The organism is Amycolatopsis sp. NPDC021455, from assembly GCF_040640995.1.
In the GTDB taxonomy this organism is placed as follows: Bacteria; Actinomycetota; Actinomycetes; order Mycobacteriales; family Pseudonocardiaceae; genus Amycolatopsis.
In genome coordinates, this window is sequence record NZ_JBFACT010000023.1 from 110,466 (window position 1) to 127,594 (window position 17,129).

Consider the following 17,129-nt stretch of genomic DNA (forward strand, 5'->3'; position numbering starts at 1 on the left):
CAACGATGCCCCCTGCCCAGAACCCGTTCTCCCGTCGGCAGTTCGGCGCCCTCGCGGCCGCCGGACTGGCCGCGGCGGCCGTCCCGCCCGCGCTGGCGGGCCCGGCAGCCGCGGCGGCGCAGTGCTACGAGCCGACCTGGCCGTCGGTCGACCGGCACCCGCCCGCGCCGGAGTGGTTCCAGGACGCGAAGTTCGGCATCTACTGGCACTGGGGTGCCTTCACCACGCCGGAGTTCGGCAGCGAGTGGTACGGCCGGAACATGTACATCCCGGACAGCGGTGAGAACAAGCACCACAAGGCGACCTACGGCGACCCCACGGTGTGGGGCTACGACCGGTTCATCGACGGCGGCACCGACGTGGCCGGGAACCCCGTGCAGTTCGCCCCGAAGCTGGTGTCCCGCGGCGGGCAGTTCGATCCGGAGGAATGGGCGCGGGTGGTCAAGGCGTCCGGGGCGAAGTTCGCCGGTCCGGTCGCCGAGCACCACGACGGGTTCTCGATGTGGGACAGCAAGGTCAACGAGTGGAACTCGGTGGCGCGCGGCCCGCGGCTGAACCTGCTCAAGCTGTTCTCCGACGCGATTCGCGGGCAAGGTCTGAAACTGCTCGTGGCGATGCACCACGCGTTCAACTACAACGGCTTCTACGACTTCGCCCCGCCGCAGACCGACCCGAGCCTGCGCAAGCTGTACGGCCAGCTGCCGCGCAGCGAAGAGGACGCCCTCTGGCTGGCCAAGCTCAAGGAAGTGATCGACCGCGCGAAACCGGACATCCTCTGGCAGGACTTCTCGCTGAACTCGCCCGGCTACTGCATCAACAGCGGCCCGTGCGCGGTGGGTGAGCAGCAGCGGCTGGAGTTCCTGGCCTACTACTACAACCAGGCCGAGAAGTGGGGCAAGGACGTCGTCTCGACCTTCAAGCACTTCGACCACGGTTTCAACACCAATGGCGAGGTCGCCGACTACGAGCGCGGCGGCCCGGCCGACATCGTCACGCCGTACTGGCTCACCGACGACGCGATCAGCAGCAGCAGCTGGAGCTACACGCAGGGCATCGGCTACTACTCGAGCACGCAGATGATCCACGCGCTGATCGACCGGGTCAGCAAGGGCGGCAACATGCTGCTCAACATCTCCCCGACGCTGGAGGGCACGATCCCGGCCGAGCAGCGGGCGGTCCTCGCCGACTTCGGCACCTACCTCGGCCGCGTCGGCGAGTCGATCTACGCCACGCGCGTCTGGGACGTCTACGGCGAGGGCCCGACCAAGATGGGTGGCGGCTCGTTCGTGTCGCCGAAGGTCGGCACGGCCAAGGACTTCCGGTTCACCCGCGACAAGGCGGGCCGCGTGCTCTACGCGACCGTGCTGGCCTGGCCCGGCACCACCGCGGACATCACGACCCTGTCGAGCAAGCGGATCGACCTGAGCAGCCTGCGCCGCGTCGAGCTGCTCGGCGCTCCCGGCGCGTTGAAGTACACCCAGGACGCGAGTGCACTGCACGTCACGTTGCCGGCGGCGAAGCCGTACGAGTCGCCCGCCTACGTGCTCAAGCTGACGTTCGCGGGCAAGATCCCGGTGGTGGGGCCCGCGTCCGGCGCGAAGGTGTTCGCCGACCGCGGCTTCCGCGGCGCTAGCGCGACACTGGGGATCGGCGGCTACACCGCGGCCCAGCTGAAGGCCGCGCTGGCGAAGCCCGTTTCCGCGATCTGGCCCGGGGACGGCTACCAGGCCCTCGGCTACCCCGCCGACGACTTCACCGGGACCCCGAGCCGGTTCCTCGTGGCCACGCCGGACGTGTGGCCGTCCGCCATCGTCTCGCTGCGCGTCGCGTTCGACCCCGCCCGGTGGTTCCGCATCGTCAATGTCACGAATGGACTCGCCGTGGACGGCGGCGGCGCGGTCCCGGCGGGCAGCAAGCTGAAGATCTGGACCCCGGACGACAGCACGAACCTCCAGTTCGGGATCGAGGACGCCGGCGACGGGTTCGTCAAGCTGACCAACCGCACCAACGGTCTCGTGATCGACGGGGCCGGCGCCACGACCGCGGGCGGCAATCCCGTGCAGTCGGCCTACACCGGCGCGGCGAGCCAGCAGTGGTCGATCACCGACACCGGTGGCGCCGTCTTCGCCATCGCGAACCGGGCCACCGGCCTGGTCCTCGACAGCGGCGGGAACGTCCCGTCCGGCTCCCCGCTCAAGGTGTGGTCCGACGACGGGAGCCCGAACCTCCGCTGGGTGTTCGCGGTGGTCTGAGCCCCGGAGAAGGCGCCCGGCCGGGTACCCGCCCGGTCCGGCGCGCCGCCGCCCGGGGTGAGGAGGGCGTGAAGGATCCGGCGGTTCGCTTGTTCTCCGTCGCCGTTCCGGATTGAATCCATCGAATCGTGTGAGCGCGTGTTGACACGTCGATGGGGGCAAACGGATGCTCGGCGTATCGGCCGAAGGGCCGAAACGCCGGACCGGCACGGGAGGGCCAGTCATGATCACCGAAGCGAGGGCCGTTCCCGGCCGCCCGGCGCGGGCGGCCGGGTGACGATGGAACCGGAACTCGTCGAAATCAACGTCACCGTGCCGCATTCCCCGGCGCAGCTGTGGACGATCGTGGGAGATCCCCGGCTCTACCCGCGGTTCGTCCGCGGGATCACCTTCTGCGAGCCGGTTTCGGAGACGACCGGCCGGGGCGCCCGCTACCGGTACCGGGCCGGCGGCGAGGGCGAGGCCGAGATCTTCGTCCACCGCCGGGACGAGCACCTGGCCTGGTCCAGCGTGGCGGGCAAGCCGCACCGGATGTCCGTCGTGCTGCGCCCGGCGCCGGAGGGCTCCGCCGTCACCATCCTGCTCACGGTGCTCGACGGCCGTTCGCCGGCGGCCCCGAAGATCCGCCGCCGGATCATGGAGGCGATCGAGGCGATCAGCGATCACCTCGGCGGGGTCCCCGCGGCGGATCCGCCCCCGCGCCGCCCCTCGAAGACCGAGCTGGGGCGGATCCTGGTCCGGGCGGGCGTCCTCACCCCGGCCCACCCCACCGGGACGCTGAAGCAGCTGCGGTCGGTGGGCCGGTGGGGCTCGACCCTGGCCGGTGGCTACGAGGCGGTGGCCCGCCGCGCGCCGGAGTCCCTCGCGCTCTGCGACGAGCGGTCCGAACGGACCTTCGGCGAGGTCGACGACCGCACGAGCAAGCTGGCCGCGGTGCTGAAGCGCTACGACATCACCGAGGGCTCGCGGGTCCTGCTGATGTGCCGCAACCACAACGCGATGGTCGAAACGATGATCGCCTGCAGCAAGCTGGGTGCGGACCTGACCCTGATGAACACCGGGCTGGCCCTGGGCCAGGCCGCCGAGTTCGCCGTGCGGCACCGGTCCCAGCTGGTGCTCGCCGACGCCGAGTTCGCGGCCCTGCGCGGGCAGCTGCCCGCCGAGGTCCCGCAGCTGTGGACGTGGCCGCCCGGCGGCGGGTGGCACGGTTCGACCATCGAAGAGCTGATCGACGCCGAGCCGCCCGCCCGCATCGCCCCGCCCAGCAGGCCCGGCCGGCTCGTCGTGCTCACCTCGGGCACGTCCGGCCCGCCGAAGGGCGCGCGCCGCCCGACGCCCAACAACGTCGCCGACGCCGCCGCGGTGCTGTCGGAGATCCCGCTGCGGGCCGGGGAACCGATCCTGGTCGCCGCCCCGCTGTTCCACACCTGGGGCCTGGCCGCGCTCCAGCTCGGCATGGCCCTGCGGGCCGGCCTGGTGCTGCCCCGGCGCTTCGACGCCGAAGCGACGCTGGCGATGATCGAGCGCAAGCAGTGCACGGCGTTGTTCGCGGTGCCGACCATGCTGCGGCGGCTGCTGGACCTGCCGGAGAAGACGCGGGCCGGCTACGACCTCTCCTCGCTGCGCGTGGTCGCCAGCTCCGGCGCGGGGCTGCCGGGCCGGCTCGGCGAGGAGTTCATGGACGCGTTCGGGGACATCCTCTACAACCTCTACGGTTCGACGGAGGTGTCGTGGGCGGCGATCGCCGGGCCCCGCGACCTCCGGGCGGCCCGCGGCACGGCGGGCCGGCCGCCGATCGGCACGGCGATCCGCGTCCTCGACCGCGCGGGGGCCCCGGTCCCGCCCGGCGCGACCGGGCGGCTCTACGTCGGCAACCGGCTGCTCTTCGACGGGTACACCGACGGGGCGCAGCTGGACGTGCGGGACGGGCTGATGGACACCGGCGACCGCGGGTACGTCGACGCCAACGGCCTGCTGTTCGTCGAGGGCCGCGAAGACGAGATGATCGTGTCCGGCGGGGAAAACGTCGCGCCGGCCTCGGTGGAGGAAGTCCTGCTGACCCTCCCCGAAGTGCGGGAGGCGGCCGTGGTCGGGGTCCGCGACGCGAAGTACGGCCAGCGCCTGGCGGCCTACCTGGTGCTCGTCCCCGGTGCCCGGCTGGACGTCGACACGGTCCGGTCCCACGTGCGCGAGCGGCTCGCCCGGTTCGCGGTGCCCCGGGACGTCGTGTTCGTCGACGACCTGCCGCGCAACGCCACCGGCAAGGTCGTCAAGCAGGTCCTGCGCCGCATCTACCGCTGGTGACGCCGGCTACCCGGCGTCCAGCTCCTGGACGCCGTCGAGGTGGGCCCGCAGCCAGCGTTCCGAGGTGTCGACGTGCATCAGCGCGGCGGCGGTGGCCACCGCGGGGTCGCGGGCGGCGAGCGCGTCGTAGATGGCCTTGTGCTGGGACAGCGTCACGTGCGTGGCGCCCCGTTCGACCGTGCCGCGCCAGACCCGCGCCCGCAGGGTCCGCGAGGAGATCCCGTCCAGCAGGGCCGTGAGCGTTTCGTTGCCCGTCGCGGTGACCACCGCGCGGTGGAAGGCGGCGTCGAGCACGGTCAGGCGTTCGACGTCCTCGACGGCCTCGTGCATCGCGTCGAGGAGCTCGCCCACGGCGCGCAGCTGCGAGTCCGTGATCCGGGTGGCGGCCAGCCCGGTCGCGGCGGGTTCGAGGAGCCGGCGCACCTCGGTCAGCTCGAGGACGCTGCCGCCCTGCATGAGCGACACCGCGCTGCCGAGGCCTTCCAGGAGCAGGCTCGGCGCGAGGCTGGTGACGTACGTGCCGTCGCCGCGGCGGACTTCGAGGACCCTGGCCAGGGCCAGCGCCTTCACGGCTTCGCGGGTGGGACTCCGGGAGATGCCCAGCTCGGTGGCCAGTTCGTGTTCCGGCGGCAGCTTGGCTCCTGCCGGGAACCGGCCGGACCGGACGAACTCGCGGATCCGGTCGATCGCCTCGTCGGTCAGCGACCTCGCCATCGCACTCCTCGGACTTCGTCTGCTTAAACGGTCACTGTAGCAGTCGTATGATGTATCGCCGGGAAGGAGCGGGGCACATTTCGCGCGTTCGACGGATTCAACGGCACGGGACCCTAAGGGGAGTGGTCGTCGGGGTCGAGGACATGTGATGTCTTGACGCGGAGGGCCGGCGTCGCCACGACGCCGGCCCTCCCCTTCAGGTGGCGCAGATGCCCTGCGCCAGGGTCGGTCCCCAGAGCAGGCTCGTCGGGGTCGACTCCACCGCGACCACTTCGAGCGGGCTGCCGGGGAACACGACCTGGAGGCCGGTGCCCGGCCTGGGGGACAGCTCGACCGCGGCGACGCCGAGCGCCCGGGTGCCCAGCAGGCAGTTGACGAACGCGACCTGTTCGGGGTCCGAGTTCGCCGTGCTGGACGAGGGCTTCGCGACGATCTGGTAGCCGGCCGGCGTCGGTGCGCAGACCGCGTACGCTTCGAGTTGCCAGTTGGAGTTCAGCCCGGTCGCGTCCTCGTCGGCGACGGCTTGGGCCGAGGTGGCCGTGAGCGGTGTCACCGCCGTCAGGGTGACCTTGCCGACCGGGTTCACGAGGTTGCCGCCGACGCCGAGCACGCGCTCGTTCGCGGCGCACTGAGCCACGGCCTTCTGCTCCGGCTGCGAGCCCTGCGTGCGGCCCACGACCACGTGCAGCCCGGGTACCTGTCCGCACACGGCGAACGCCTGCACCCACCAGGTGCTGCTCGTCCCGGGTGCCATTTCCTGCCCGAGGACGACGAAGCTGTCCTGGCCGGACGGCGGGTGCACCGGCTGCATCTGCGACAGCACGACGCTGTCGGCGTCGGCACCCCGTCCGTTGACGAACACCCAGCCACCCCCGCTGATGATCTGGGTGCCGGGCGGGCAGTTGGCCGAAGCGGACCTCGTCGGCTCGGAGTTCGTCGCCGACATCGGCCCGGCGATCACCTGGATGGGACCGATCGCCGCTTCCGCCGGTACCGCGGCGACCACCTGGACCCCGCCGGCCAGGCCGGCGGCCGCCACCACGCTCGTGACCGCCCGGGCCCAGCTCCTGCGTTTCACTCTCATCTTGCCGCCCCTCACTTGCTCTCGTGGATGTCAGCGGCCGCTGCTGCCGGGACCACCGTGCGCCCCGGCGCTGGGCAATCCCTGGGCAGACGATGGGAAGGACCGGCGCGCCGAGGAGATCGCCGCCGGGCAGCCGGTCGAGCTCGAACGGGCGGGCGGTCCCGCGGATCTGCCAGGACGACGCGCGCCGCGCCGGGTGATCCGCGGTTCGGCCCGGCGCCGGCCGCCGAGCGGGACGTAAGCCGGAACCGGCCGGATCGATCCTGACCGATCTCGACCCGCCCCGAGCACACGCGGCTGCGGCGGCTCGTCGTCCCGGCGTTCACCGTCCGGCGCGTCGAACGACTGCGGGCGCTCAGGAGCAGCCGAGGGCGGCGAGGACCAGCCGGGCTTGCCACCGGTGGACGGCGGCGGCGCCGGGGTCGGACCGGGCGAGTGCCCGCGCGAGAGCCAGCTGTGCGTGCGCGGCGCCCAGCCGGTGTCCGGTGGTGCGCTGGACGTCGAGGGCCCGCGCCGCCTGGTGGGCGGCCGCGGCGGGCCGGCCGAGGTCGGTCAGCGCGTTGGCCTGCGCCACCATGGCCTGGCCGCGGTGCACACGGAAACCGGCGACTTCGCTCAGCGCGGCGGCCTCGCGGGCGTGGCGCAGCGCTTGCGCGGCCTCGCCGAGCCGGCGGCGCGCCTCGGCGAGGCCGATCAAGGCCACCACCTTGGGGAGCCGGAGATCGGTTCGCTCGGCGAGCTCCAGCGCACGCCGGTGGTGGTCCTCGGCGGCTTTGCCGTCGCCGAGCCGCAGCCGGATCGAGCCGATGACGTTGAGCGCGTCCGCCTCGAAGTGCCGCTCGCCCACCTCCACCGCCCGGGTGAGCGCGCCGTCGGCGAGGCGAAGGGCCTGCCCGAGGTCGCCGATGTCCCGGTGGACTTCGGCGAGGACGATCCGGTCGTCGGCCTCGGTGCCGCGGTCGCCCAGCTCGCAGTGCAGCTTCGCCGCGCAGGTCAGCAGATCCACGGCCTCGGGGTAGTCGCCGAGCAGGTGCAGGACCGCTCCCAGGTTGGCCATGGCCAGCGCCTCGCCGTGGCTCGAGCCGAGCTCGGTGAACAGCGCCAGCGCCTCGCGCAGGTGCGTGGCGGCCTGCCCGAGCCGGCCCAGCTCGAGGTCGACGATGCCGAGGTTGCCGAGTTTCGACGCCTGCCCGCCGCGCCAGCCGGTCCGCCGGTCGGCCTCGAGCGCTCGCGCGAAGTGTTCCGCGGCTTCGCGCAGCCGGCCGGACGACAGGTACACGGCCCCGAGGTTGCCCAGGGCCGTGGATTCCCCCTGCGGCCACCGGGCGCGTTCGTCGATGACCAGCGCCCGGTGGTAGTGCTCGATGGCTTCGGTGAACCGGCTCTGCCGCATGTGCAGCCCGGCCAGGCTGAGCTGCGCGGCCATCTGGGCCTTCGGGTCGTCCGCGGTCACGGCCGCGGCCCAGGCGGTTTCCGCGGCGGTGGCCCACTCGACGGGGAGCACCCGCAGCATGAAGTAGCCGCGCAGCGTGTCGGCCAGCAGCCAGGCGATCCGCTCGAGCCGGTGGCCGGCGCAGTGCCGGATCGCGGCGACGAGGTTGCCGATTTCGGCGTCGAGCCAGGACAGCGCCTCGGTGTGGCCGGAGAACGCGACCGGAGGTCCTTCGGAAGCGAACGGCTCCAGCCGCACGGCGGTGGGGTAGAGCAGCTTCCCGGCCGCGTCGGCGGTCCGCAGGTACCACTCGCCCAGCCGCCGGACCGCGGCGGCGCGCTGCCCGGCGTCCTCCTCCGCGCCGGCGCGTTCGGCCGCGTACAGGCGCAGCAGGTCGTGCAGGTGGTACCGGTCGCCGTCCTGGCCGACCAGGTGCGTGCCGGTGAGCCGGTCCAGCCGTCGCCGGGCGTCGGCGGCCGAGCACTCGGCGAGCACCGCGGCCGCCGGCACGGTGAAGTCCTGACCGGGAACCAGCCCGAGCCGGCGGAACAACCGGCGTGCCGGTTCGTCCACGGCTTGGTAGGAGAGCGCGAAAGCGGCTCGCACGGCGCTTTCCTCGTCGTCCTCGATCTGCAGGGCGTCGAGCGGCCCGGCGCCGGCCAGGTCGGCGACCTGGTCGGCGATGCGGCGGCCCGGACGGCAGCGCAGGTCGGCGGCCGCGATCCGCAGGGCGAGCGGCAACCGCCCGCACCGCTCCGCCAGCCGCGCGGTCTCGGCCGCCTCGGCCCGCACCCGTTCGTCGCCGAGAAGACGACCGAGCAGGGCGACCGCTTCCTGGTGGCCGAGCACGTCGAGCGTGAGCGGGTGGGCTCCCTCGCGGGCGACGATCCCGGCGAGGCGGCTCCGGCTGGTGACCAGCACGACGCAGCCGGCGCTGCCCGGCAGGAGCGGCCGTACCTGGCCGGCGCTGTGGGCGTTGTCGAGCACGACCAGCATCCGTTTGTCCGCCAGCAGGCTGCGCCAGAGGCCGGCGGCCTGGTCCGGTTCGACCGGCACGTGCTCGGCCGGGACGCCGAGCGCCTGCAGGAACCGCGCCAGCGCCTCGATCGGCCGCATCGGCGGTGCCGAGGCGTAGCCGCGCAGGTCGACGTACAGCTGGCCGTCCCCGAAGCGGTGCCGCACGCGGTGTGCCCAGTGCACGGCGAGTGCGGTCTTGCCGACGCCGGCGGTGCCCGAGACGACGGCGAGCGCCGTCGAGCCGGAGGCGTCCGCCGCCACCCGGTCCAGTTCCTCGAAGTGCTCCTCGCGGCCCGTGAAGGCGGTGGTCGCGGGCGGCAGCTGAGCGGGGACCGGACGGGCCGCCTCGTCCCGGGGCCGCCGGGTTTCCCCCGGGGCCGCGCCGGCCAGGATCTCGCCGTGCAGGCGCTGGAGGGCGGCGCCGGGTTCGACGCCGAGCTGGTCCACCAGGATGCCGCGGACGCGCTGGAAGGCCGCCAGTGCCTCGGCCTGCCGGTCGGCGCCGTGCAGCGCGGTCATGAGCTGCGCCCAGAACCGTTCCCGCAGGGGATGGGCGCGGGTCAGCGACTCGAGCTCGCCGACCAGGCTCGCGTGGCGCCCGGCCCGCAGCTCGGCGTCGATGCGCTGGTGCAGCACGGTCAGCCGGCGTTCGTCCAGGCGTGCCACGTCGGCTCGGCAGGCGTCGAGGGAGATTCCGTCCAGCGCGGGACCGCGCCACAACGCCAGCGCCTGGCCGAGCAGCTCGGCGGCCTGTTCCCACGCCGTCCCCGAGTCTCCGGCGGCCGTCCGGTTCGCGGCGGCGACGAGCCGTTCGAACCGGTCGAGGTCCAGCTCGTCCGGGCCCGTTTCGAGGCAGTAGCCGGGCGGCCGGGTCACCAGCGGCCGGCGACCGGAACCCGGCCACAGCGCGCGCCGCAGCCCCGAGACACAGCCCTGGAGGAGACTGCGCGCCGCGGCCGGCGGCTGCCGGCCCCACAGGCACTCCACCAGCCGGTCCGCCGAGACGACGGTGCCCGCGTTGAGCAGCAGCACGGCCAGCAGCGCCCGCTGTTGCGGCCCGCCCAGGGCGATCCGCCCGCCGTCGTCGGAGACCTCCAGCGGGCCGAGAATGGAATACCGCATCCGCCTCCCTCCCCGGTGCGGGTGGACACATCAGGCAAGAGCGGCGGAAAGGCTTTCCGATACAGAGCTTCCGCGCGGGCGTCGTCGCTATGCTCGCCGGGTGAGCGCGACCGGACCGGGGCCGTGGGACATCGTCGACCGGTTGTCCGCCTGGGCGAAGGAAACCCCGTGGTGTGACTGGCTCGAGCTGGGCGGGTCGCTGGCGCGAGGAGGCGGGGACAGGTACTCGGACGTCGACGCGGCGCTCGGTGTCGCCGGGGACGTCCCGTTGCCGGTGGCGTGCGAAGCGGTTCTCGAAGCCGCGGGCACCTTCGCCCCGGTCGCGGACTCCTTGCGGCAGAACTTCGGCACGGACCCGGCGCCGGCGGAGCACGTGATCGTCCAGTACGCCGACGGCCGGCAGCTCAGCCTGGTCGTGCTCGCGGCGGCGGACCGGCCGGGGGCGCCGCCCGGGGCCCGGGTCCTGCTCGACCGGAGCGGCCGGCTGGCCGGGACCTGGCTGCCGCGGCAGCTCGAGGCGTCGTCCGGCGAACGGCGCGAGTGGGCGTTCCTGTCCTGGGTGAACCTGGGCGACGCGGTGAAGCACGCCCGCCGGGGGACCGTGTGGCGGGCGGTGCACTCGCTCGGGCTGGCGAGGGACTACGCGTGGAAGCTGTACGCGGCGTCGCGGGGGCTCGAGTATCCCGAGTTCGGGCCGGTGACCGTCGAGACGGCGAACGTCCCGCCACCGCCGGGGATCGAGGACACCCACCCGCGGGCGATCGAGCCCGGCAGCATCTCGTCGGCCGCGTTGTCCCTCGCCGCCGTGCTCGGTCCGCTCTCCGAAGGGTTGTCGGTCGAGGGAGTGCGGGCGGTGACCGAACGGAACCTGCGATCGGCCGGCGGCGACGTCACGGGATCTGCGCCGCGAAGGCGATGACGAAGCAGACAAAGGCGGCGATCGCCGCCGTGGAGCGGGCGACGTCGACCCGCTGCCAGCGCAGCACCGTGGCCCGCCAGTCCGGCGGCGGGTTGTCCGGCTGCCAGCCGATCACCGGCATGTTGAGGGGCACCGTGCCCAGGAACGAGAACGCCAGGAACGCCACCAGCGTGCCCATCCCCGCCCAGCGGAAGCCCGCCAGGAGGCCGGCCAGCGTAAGCCCGGTTGCTTGCAGGACGACCGAAGGCTCGGCGACTCCTAGAGCTAGGAGTGACAGTAAATTTACTGTAGTAGAAACATTTTTCGCGGCTCAGGCGAGGCCGCTTTCGAGCCGGGAAGCCGCCCGCCGGACCTCGTCGGCCACGGTGGCGACCGCGTCCGGGATCGGGTGGCCCGGACGCAGGTGGGTGCGCAGGCCGCGGACCTGGATGCGCCACAGCCCGACGAGCGCCGCCGCGGTGATCTGGACTTCGGGATCGGCGTGCCCGAGCCCGGTCCGCGAAGCGAGGGCTTCGGCGGCGACATCGACGTACCGGTCGGCGACGTCGCTGCGGTACGCCCGCAGGGAAGGCGTGTCGCGGATGAGGTCGCCGAACCTGCGGTAGGTGGTCAGCGCGTGGTCCTGGTCTCCGGACTCGGTCAGGGTCGTTTCGACGTCGGCCAGTTCGCCGTCGAGGACCCGCAGCATCGCGGCGACCGGCGGGAGCGCGGGGTCCGCGAGGTGGTGGCGCAGCGCGTCGGCCATGGCCTCGAGCCGGTCCAGGAGGAGGGCCTCCTTGCTCGGGAAGTAGTTGAAGACCGTCTTTTCGGACACCCCGCACGCCTCGGCCACGTCGGCGACGCGGACCGGCTCGAAGCCGCGTTCGAGGAACATGGTCATCGCGGTGTCGGACAGCTGCCGGCGCATGGCGCGCTTCTTGCGTTCGCGCAAGCCCTCTCCCGTGCGGGTCATGCGCGGAGTTTACTGCCGCCGCTGGAGAAATCCTCCCGCTGTAACGTTCTAGCGGCTGAACGCGGCCGGCTCGGCCGACGCGATGGCCTGGTAACCGGAACAGAGGATGTGCAGCGAGTCGATCACGCCGTCGCGCGTCGTGTAGTACGCCTGCTGCTCGACCAGGTGGTCCGTGCCGTCGCGCTCGACTCGCAGCAGGTAGCCGACGTGGTGACAGCCGGCGACCCGGCCGGTGGTCACCGAGCACAGTTCCGTGACCCGGCGCCCGGCGCCGAACCAGCGGCCGAGGACGATCTCGCCGACGACCTCGGCGGGGTCAGTGGACGTCCAGTGGCGGCCCGGGGTGAGAGCGGCGAAGTCGATCCGATCGGCCAGCACCGCGCGCAGCGCGGCCGGGTCCTGCTCGGCGAGTGCCCTGGCGAACCGTTCGCCTTCGGTGGTGGTCATGGTGTTCTCCGGGTCAGTAGCTGAAGGTGGTGACGGGCTCGTCGCCGATCCACTCCCACATCGGGACGGTGCCGCCGAGGGCGGCGTTGGCGAGCAGGCCGTCGTCGTGGAGGCGGCGGGCGGTGAAGCAGATCGGGCAGACGAGGTAGCGCCCGCCCGCGGCCTCGTACCGCTTGACCAGCTCGGCGAGCGGCGGGCAGCCTTCACAGGCCACCGCCTGGGCGAACCCGTCGAGGGCGAGCCGGACGGCTTCCTTGGTGAGGAACATCAGGGTCGGGCGGTGCTGCTCGGCGGCCCCGACGGCGACGAGGAACGCCACGGTGACCTTCTCGGTGTCTTCGAGTCCGGTGGTGAGGCTGATGACGGCGCGCGTCGGCATGGCCGGCTCCCGGGGGAGGAGGGTTCGGGTACCGCCCCAGCCTCGCCGCGGCCGGCCGCCCGCACATGGGGCGGATGCCTCATCTTCCGGCGGGGAACGCCGTCGTGAGGCCGTGTTCGAGGGCGAAGAGCCCGGCGCCGGTCCGGTTGGACACCCCGGCCTTGGCGTAGATGTGCTCGACGTGGTTGCGGACGGTCTTCTCGCTGATCGACAGCGACCGCGCGATGTCCCGGTTCGGACTCCCGCCGGCGAGCAGGCGCAGTACTTCGACTTCTCGCGCGGTCAGGCCCGCGGGAAAGGGCGTCCGCCGGCGGGCCGCGTGCCCGGCGGCGGACAAGACGGCGTCGACGGCGTGCGCGTCCAGCCGGCCCGCACGCCCGTGCTGCCGCAGGATCTCGGCGGCGTCTGCGGCGTCGCGCGCCGGCCGGTGCGGGCGCGGCTCGCCCAGCGCGTGGTACACGTCGGCGGCCGCCAGGAGCCGCGCGTGCGGCGCCAGTGCCGCGCCCGCCGCGCCGAGCGGGTAGCCGGAGCCGTCCAGCCGCTCGTGGTGCGCCGCGGCGACGGCGGCGACCTCTTCCAGGCCGCGGACCCGGCGCAGGATCCGGCCGGTCAGGTAGGGGTGCAGCCGGACCCGCTCCCATTCGGCGTCCGACAGCGGGCCCGCCTTTTCCCAGATGCTGTTGGGCACGCCCATCCGGCCCAGGTCGTGGACGAGCCCGGCCCGCCGGACGAGCCGGACCTCCGGCTCGGGCAGGCCGGCGCGGCGGGCGGCCTCGGCGGCGAGGGCGGCGACCCCGCGGGAGTGGCCGATGGTGAACGGGCACTTGAGGTCGGCGAAGTCGCCGATCGCGGTCAGCAGCTCGTCCAGCTCGGCGTCGGTCAGGACCCGGTCGCGGTCGGGCGCCTGCGCGAGGGCGAGCGCCCAGACGTCCTCGTCGAGCAGACCGGCGGCGATTTCGTCCGCCGCGGCCGCGAACGCCGCGACGACGGCGGGGTCGAACTGGCTGCCGCTGCGTGCCCCGGCCATCGCGACGGCCGCGGCCACCCCGCCCCGGCGCAGGTACACCTCGGCGACCTCGGCGAGGTGCACGACCCGCACCTCGATCGGCAGCCGGTCACCGCCTGTGCCCGCGGGCAGGCCGCTGCCGTCCCAGCGTTCGAACGTGCAGGCCAGCGCCGTGCTGACGGGCTCGCCCAGCCCCAGCCGCCCGGCGAGCCGGGCGGCGGAGGTGCAGTGGGAGTGGATCAGATCGGCCAGCCTCCGGCGGACGCCGACGAGGAACGCGGCCGTCAGCGCGCCGCGGGCGAGGAGCCCGCGGTTCCGCCCGACGTGCGTGACCAGCAGGCGCAGGAAGGGCGCGCCGGTCCAGTTCACCCGGTAGGAGCCGGCGCGGAAGGCGATGTCGTCGCCGAACCAGCCGGCCAGTTCGTGCGAGTCGGCGTGACAGCCGATCCAGGCGACGAGGTTGGCGTAGAAAACCGTCCCGCGCCGGCTTTCGTCCAGGCCCAGCCGGTCGGCGAGCCGCGTCGCGAGGACGGCCGAGCGCAGCATGTGCTCCATCGGCTGCCCGAGCCCCAGGTCGATGGCCAGCGAAAGGGCGGCGAGCACCTCGGCTCGCCGCGGCCCGGCCGGCGGGACGGCCATGGCACACCACCTTCCCGGTCGCCCCGGCAGACGCCGTCGTCCACCGAGGACGAACAAGCGTCGCCCGCCGGCCGGGTGAAGGCAACTTCGGCGATGGTGATGACGTTCAGGACGGCGACGGCGATCATCCGCCGGTGGTCCGCGGTCAGCGGGCGTCCGTCTTCGCCGTGGCCGGACACCGTCGCGAAGCCCGCGGCGAGCAGCCAGTCGCGCGTCCAGGCGGTAGCGGTCGACGAGCATGTCACCGTCGTCGCGGGCCGCCACGACCCGCGAGGGTGCGTACGCCGCGAGAAACGCGGTGAGGTTGTCCAGGTCCATGGCCAGCCGGCCGCCCCGGGCGTAGCACGCCCGCGATGCCCGCCAGGACGGCGCGGTTGACCTCGTCGTCGAAGTACCCGAAGGCCGTGGACCAGTTGACCACCCGGTCGAAGTGGGCCGTCCACGGCAGCCGGCGCATGTCGCCGGCCACGTACTCGACTTCGACGCCCGCGTCGGCCCGGGCCCGGTCCAGGAAGACCGGCGAGGAGTCCAGGCCCGTGACCCGGCCGCCGCGGGCGGCCAGGCGGCGGGCCAGGTCCCCGTGCCCGCACGCGAGGTCCAGCACCCGCATGCCCGGTCGCAGGTCCAGCACCCGCCACGCCAGGTCCGCGGCGGCTTCGGCCGGCTCGGTCCCGGCGCCCGGCGGGGCGAAGAAGTGCAGGTAGTCCTCGTCGTACAGCCCGGCGGCGTCGAACAGGTCGGCCATGGCGCCGGACACTGGAGTCGGCTGTCCGCAGCGGCAACGAGGTTTTCGCGGGCCGGCGCGTTGGGCCGAACAGGTCATCCTCGGCCTTTCCTGCCGGAACGGGGACAAAACCGGTGGGGCACTGGCAAGATCGTCGCGTGGACACTGGCGGGGAGGCCATCCGTGTACCGATCACTTCGCCGCGACGGCGCACTGCCCGGGATCGCCGGGCGCGATGACGGCTGAAGACCACCGCTCGTAGCGGCGTGTTGCAGCGGCGTGCCCTCGCGGCCGCCGGAATCCCGGCCATGCCCATTTCCCGGGGATCGTCCTGGGCGGACGTCCCGAACCCTCGAGAGAAAGAACCGACCATGAGACGTGTTTTCCTGCCCGGGGGCGCCGCCCTCGTGCCCGGCGCCGCACCACGGCGGACCCGGCCGGGCACCAAGGTCGCGGTCGCCGTGGCGGCTTTCTCGGCCGCCGCGTTCCTCGCTCCCGCGTCGGCGAACGCGATCTCCGGCGGGCAGCCGGTCGCCGACGGCGCCGACAGCTTCGCCGCGAAGATCACCATGGACGGCGCGGCGTGCTCCGGTGCCCTGATCGCGCCGCAGTGGGTGATCACCGCCGCGTCGTGCTTCCCCGGCAGCTCCGGGCAGGCCGCGCCACCGGCCAAGCCGGCCACGGTGCAGGTCGGCCAGGCCGACCTGCGCGGCGCCGGCGGTCAGGCACTCCGCGTGTCGCAGGTGGTCGCCCGCGGCGACCGCGACGTCGCCCTGGCGAAGCTGACGTACCCGGTGCAGGGCGTCACCCCGCTCGCCGTTTCGGCGACCGCGCCCGGCGCGGGGGAGAGCGTCCGGGTGGACGGCTACGGCCGCACCGCCACGGAATGGGTCCCCGACCGGCTGGCGACCGGGCAGTACACCCTGGGGCAGGCCACCGCGACGACGGTCGCGATGACCAGTCCCACCGGCAACGACATCTGCCTCGGTGACGCCGGTGGCCCGGTGCTGCGGCAGGAAAGCGGCGGCCTCCGCCTGGCCGGCATCGCGAGCCGGTCGTGGCAGCACGGCTGCCTGGCGGTCACCGAGACCCGCAGCGGCAGCACGGCCGCGCGCACCGACGACATCGCCGCGTGGATCACGCAGCAGATCGAGCCCCGCTCGATCCGGCTCACCAACCACTACTCGAAGCGCTGCCTGGCGGTCCAGGGCGCGAACAACGTCGACGACGCGCCGGTGTACCAGTTCGACTGCCCGTCGGCGTACGACGACCAGGCGTGGGACATCGAGCCGAACGCCGCGGGTGGCGTGCTGCTGCGCAACCACGCCACGAAGCGGTGCCTGATCGTGCACGGCGCCGACAACACCAACGGCGCGCCGGCGCTGCAGTACGAGTGCCTGCCGCAGTTCACGGACCAGCTGTGGGATCTGGTCGAGGTCGACGGCGGCGTGCAGGTCCGGAACCGCGCGACGAACCGGTGCCTGCTGGTGGCCGCGGCGAACAACGAGAACGGCGCGAAGGCGGTGCAGTACGACTGCCTGCCCCAGTTCTCCGACCAGGTCTGGGAAAAGACCGCCGTTCCGGACGCCGTGCTGGTGACGAACCACGCCACCCAGCGGTGCCTGATCGTGCACGGCGCGAACAACGTGAACGACGCGCCCGCGTTGCAGTACGACTGCCTGCCGCAGTTCACCGACCAGCTGTGGGAGATCGACCCGGTGGCCTCCGGCGGAGTGCTGGTGCGCAACCGGGCGACGAAGCGGTGCCTGATCGTGCACGGCGGGAACAACGTGAACGACGCGCCCGCGTTGCAGTACGAGTGCTTGCCCCAGTTCACCGACCAGCTGTGGGACATCATCCGGGTCCCGGGCGGCGTGCAGCTGAAGAACCGGGCGACGAACCGCTGCCTGATCGTGCACGGCGGGAACAACGTCAACGACGGGTCCGCGGTGCAGTACGACTGCCTGCCGCAGTTCACCGACCAGATCTGGGACGTTCTCCCGCTCCCGGCCGGAAGCTGAGCGAAGTGGTGGGGGGGGGCCGCGGGGGGGGCGGCCCCCCCGCCGGCGCGGGGCCCCGGGGGGCGCCCCCCCCCCGGGGGGGGCCGGGGGGGGGGGGGCGGGGCCCCGCCCCGCGGG

General features: G+C 73.4%; 13 protein-coding genes. 4 read left to right on the forward strand and 9 right to left on the reverse strand.

Annotation, left to right across the window (positions count from 1 at the left end; genetic code table 11):
• The first annotated feature begins 5 nt into the window (after window positions 1-5).
• Both AB0G28_RS25090 and AB0G28_RS25095 read left to right on the forward strand, forming a co-directional pair.
• Window positions 6-2,252, forward strand: coding sequence for an alpha-L-fucosidase (locus tag AB0G28_RS25090; protein WP_361093485.1), 2,247 nt, complete (start codon window positions 6-8; stop codon window positions 2,250-2,252).
• Window positions 2,253-2,531: 279 nt separating this feature from the next.
• Window positions 2,532-4,556 (forward strand): AMP-binding protein, encoded by a 2,025-nt coding sequence (locus AB0G28_RS25095; RefSeq protein ID WP_361093527.1) that lies wholly within the window; start codon window positions 2,532-2,534, stop codon window positions 4,554-4,556.
• Between the two features lie 6 nt (window positions 4,557-4,562).
• Here AB0G28_RS25095 and AB0G28_RS25100 read toward each other — a convergent pair whose 3' ends face one another.
• The 3 genes from AB0G28_RS25100 to AB0G28_RS25110 all read right to left on the reverse strand — a co-directional run bounded on the left by AB0G28_RS25100 (window position 4,563) and on the right by AB0G28_RS25110 (window position 9,925).
• Window positions 4,563-5,270: a FadR/GntR family transcriptional regulator gene (locus AB0G28_RS25100; RefSeq protein WP_361093488.1), complete on the reverse strand. Its 708-nt coding sequence runs from the start codon at window positions 5,268-5,270 to the stop codon at window positions 4,563-4,565.
• 196 nt (window positions 5,271-5,466) lie between these two features.
• On the reverse strand, window positions 5,467-6,354 hold the full coding sequence (locus AB0G28_RS25105) for a hypothetical protein (RefSeq protein ID WP_361093491.1): 888 nt from the start codon (window positions 6,352-6,354) through the stop codon (window positions 5,467-5,469).
• Window positions 6,355-6,709: 355 nt separating this feature from the next.
• Window positions 6,710-9,925 (reverse strand): BTAD domain-containing putative transcriptional regulator, encoded by a 3,216-nt coding sequence (locus AB0G28_RS25110; RefSeq protein ID WP_361093494.1) that lies wholly within the window; start codon window positions 9,923-9,925, stop codon window positions 6,710-6,712.
• 100 nt (window positions 9,926-10,025) lie between these two features.
• Between AB0G28_RS25110 and AB0G28_RS25115 the strand changes: the two genes are divergently transcribed.
• Window positions 10,026-10,844: a hypothetical protein gene (locus tag AB0G28_RS25115; protein ID WP_361093497.1), complete on the forward strand. Its 819-nt coding sequence runs from the start codon at window positions 10,026-10,028 to the stop codon at window positions 10,842-10,844.
• On the opposite strand, the gene AB0G28_RS25120 is transcribed toward AB0G28_RS25115, so the two are convergent.
• From AB0G28_RS25120 to AB0G28_RS25145, 6 genes are all read right to left on the reverse strand, one after another.
• Window positions 10,816-11,022, reverse strand: a complete 207-nt coding sequence (locus tag AB0G28_RS25120) for a hypothetical protein (RefSeq protein WP_361093500.1) — start codon at window positions 11,020-11,022, stop codon at window positions 10,816-10,818. The two genes, AB0G28_RS25115 and AB0G28_RS25120, sit on opposite strands and share 29 nt — an antisense overlap.
• A gap of 132 nt (window positions 11,023-11,154) precedes the next feature.
• Complete coding sequence (locus tag AB0G28_RS25125; protein WP_361093503.1) at window positions 11,155-11,796, reverse strand: TetR family transcriptional regulator; 642 nt, start codon at window positions 11,794-11,796, stop codon at window positions 11,155-11,157.
• A 48-nt stretch (window positions 11,797-11,844) separates the two neighbouring features.
• Window positions 11,845-12,243, reverse strand: coding sequence for a hypothetical protein (locus tag AB0G28_RS25130; RefSeq protein ID WP_361093506.1), 399 nt, complete (start codon window positions 12,241-12,243; stop codon window positions 11,845-11,847).
• Window positions 12,244-12,256: 13 nt separating this feature from the next.
• Window positions 12,257-12,622: a DsrE family protein gene (locus tag AB0G28_RS25135; RefSeq protein WP_361093509.1), complete on the reverse strand. Its 366-nt coding sequence runs from the start codon at window positions 12,620-12,622 to the stop codon at window positions 12,257-12,259.
• 79 nt (window positions 12,623-12,701) lie between these two features.
• Window positions 12,702-14,267: an HD domain-containing phosphohydrolase gene (locus tag AB0G28_RS25140; RefSeq protein WP_361093512.1), complete on the reverse strand. Its 1,566-nt coding sequence runs from the start codon at window positions 14,265-14,267 to the stop codon at window positions 12,702-12,704.
• 241 nt (window positions 14,268-14,508) lie between these two features.
• Window positions 14,509-15,012: a class I SAM-dependent methyltransferase gene (locus AB0G28_RS25145; protein WP_361093515.1), complete on the reverse strand. Its 504-nt coding sequence runs from the start codon at window positions 15,010-15,012 to the stop codon at window positions 14,509-14,511.
• 350 nt (window positions 15,013-15,362) lie between these two features.
• On the opposite strand from AB0G28_RS25145, the gene AB0G28_RS25150 reads away from it, so the two are divergent.
• A complete protein-coding gene (locus tag AB0G28_RS25150) occupies window positions 15,363-17,012 on the forward strand; it encodes an RICIN domain-containing protein (protein WP_361093518.1) in 1,650 nt (549 codons plus the stop codon).
• The last annotated feature ends 117 nt before the right edge of the window (window positions 17,013-17,129 follow it).

Bases quoted from the DNA above. Each gene is read 5' to 3' on its own strand.
- AB0G28_RS25145 (WP_361093515.1), bottom strand. From the start codon at position 15,012: ATGGCCGACCTGTTCGACGCCGCCGGGCTGTACGACGAGGACTACCTG.
- AB0G28_RS25135 (WP_361093509.1), bottom strand. From the start codon at position 12,622: ATGCCGACGCGCGCCGTCATCAGCCTCACCACCGGACTCGAAGACACC.
- AB0G28_RS25090 (WP_361093485.1), top strand. From the start codon at position 6: ATGCCCCCTGCCCAGAACCCGTTCTCCCGTCGGCAGTTCGGCGCCCTC.
- AB0G28_RS25125 (WP_361093503.1), bottom strand. From the start codon at position 11,796: ATGACCCGCACGGGAGAGGGCTTGCGCGAACGCAAGAAGCGCGCCATG.
- AB0G28_RS25130 (WP_361093506.1), bottom strand. From the start codon at position 12,243: ATGACCACCACCGAAGGCGAACGGTTCGCCAGGGCACTCGCCGAGCAG.
- AB0G28_RS25100 (WP_361093488.1), bottom strand. From the start codon at position 5,270: ATGGCGAGGTCGCTGACCGACGAGGCGATCGACCGGATCCGCGAGTTC.
- AB0G28_RS25140 (WP_361093512.1), bottom strand. From the start codon at position 14,267: ATGGCCGTCCCGCCGGCCGGGCCGCGGCGAGCCGAGGTGCTCGCCGCC.
- AB0G28_RS25120 (WP_361093500.1), bottom strand. From the start codon at position 11,022: ATGGGCACGCTGGTGGCGTTCCTGGCGTTCTCGTTCCTGGGCACGGTG.
- AB0G28_RS25110 (WP_361093494.1), bottom strand. From the start codon at position 9,925: ATGCGGTATTCCATTCTCGGCCCGCTGGAGGTCTCCGACGACGGCGGG.
- AB0G28_RS25150 (WP_361093518.1), top strand. From the start codon at position 15,363: ATGAGACGTGTTTTCCTGCCCGGGGGCGCCGCCCTCGTGCCCGGCGCC.
- AB0G28_RS25105 (WP_361093491.1), bottom strand. From the start codon at position 6,354: ATGAGAGTGAAACGCAGGAGCTGGGCCCGGGCGGTCACGAGCGTGGTG.
- AB0G28_RS25095 (WP_361093527.1), top strand. From the start codon at position 2,532: ATGGAACCGGAACTCGTCGAAATCAACGTCACCGTGCCGCATTCCCCG.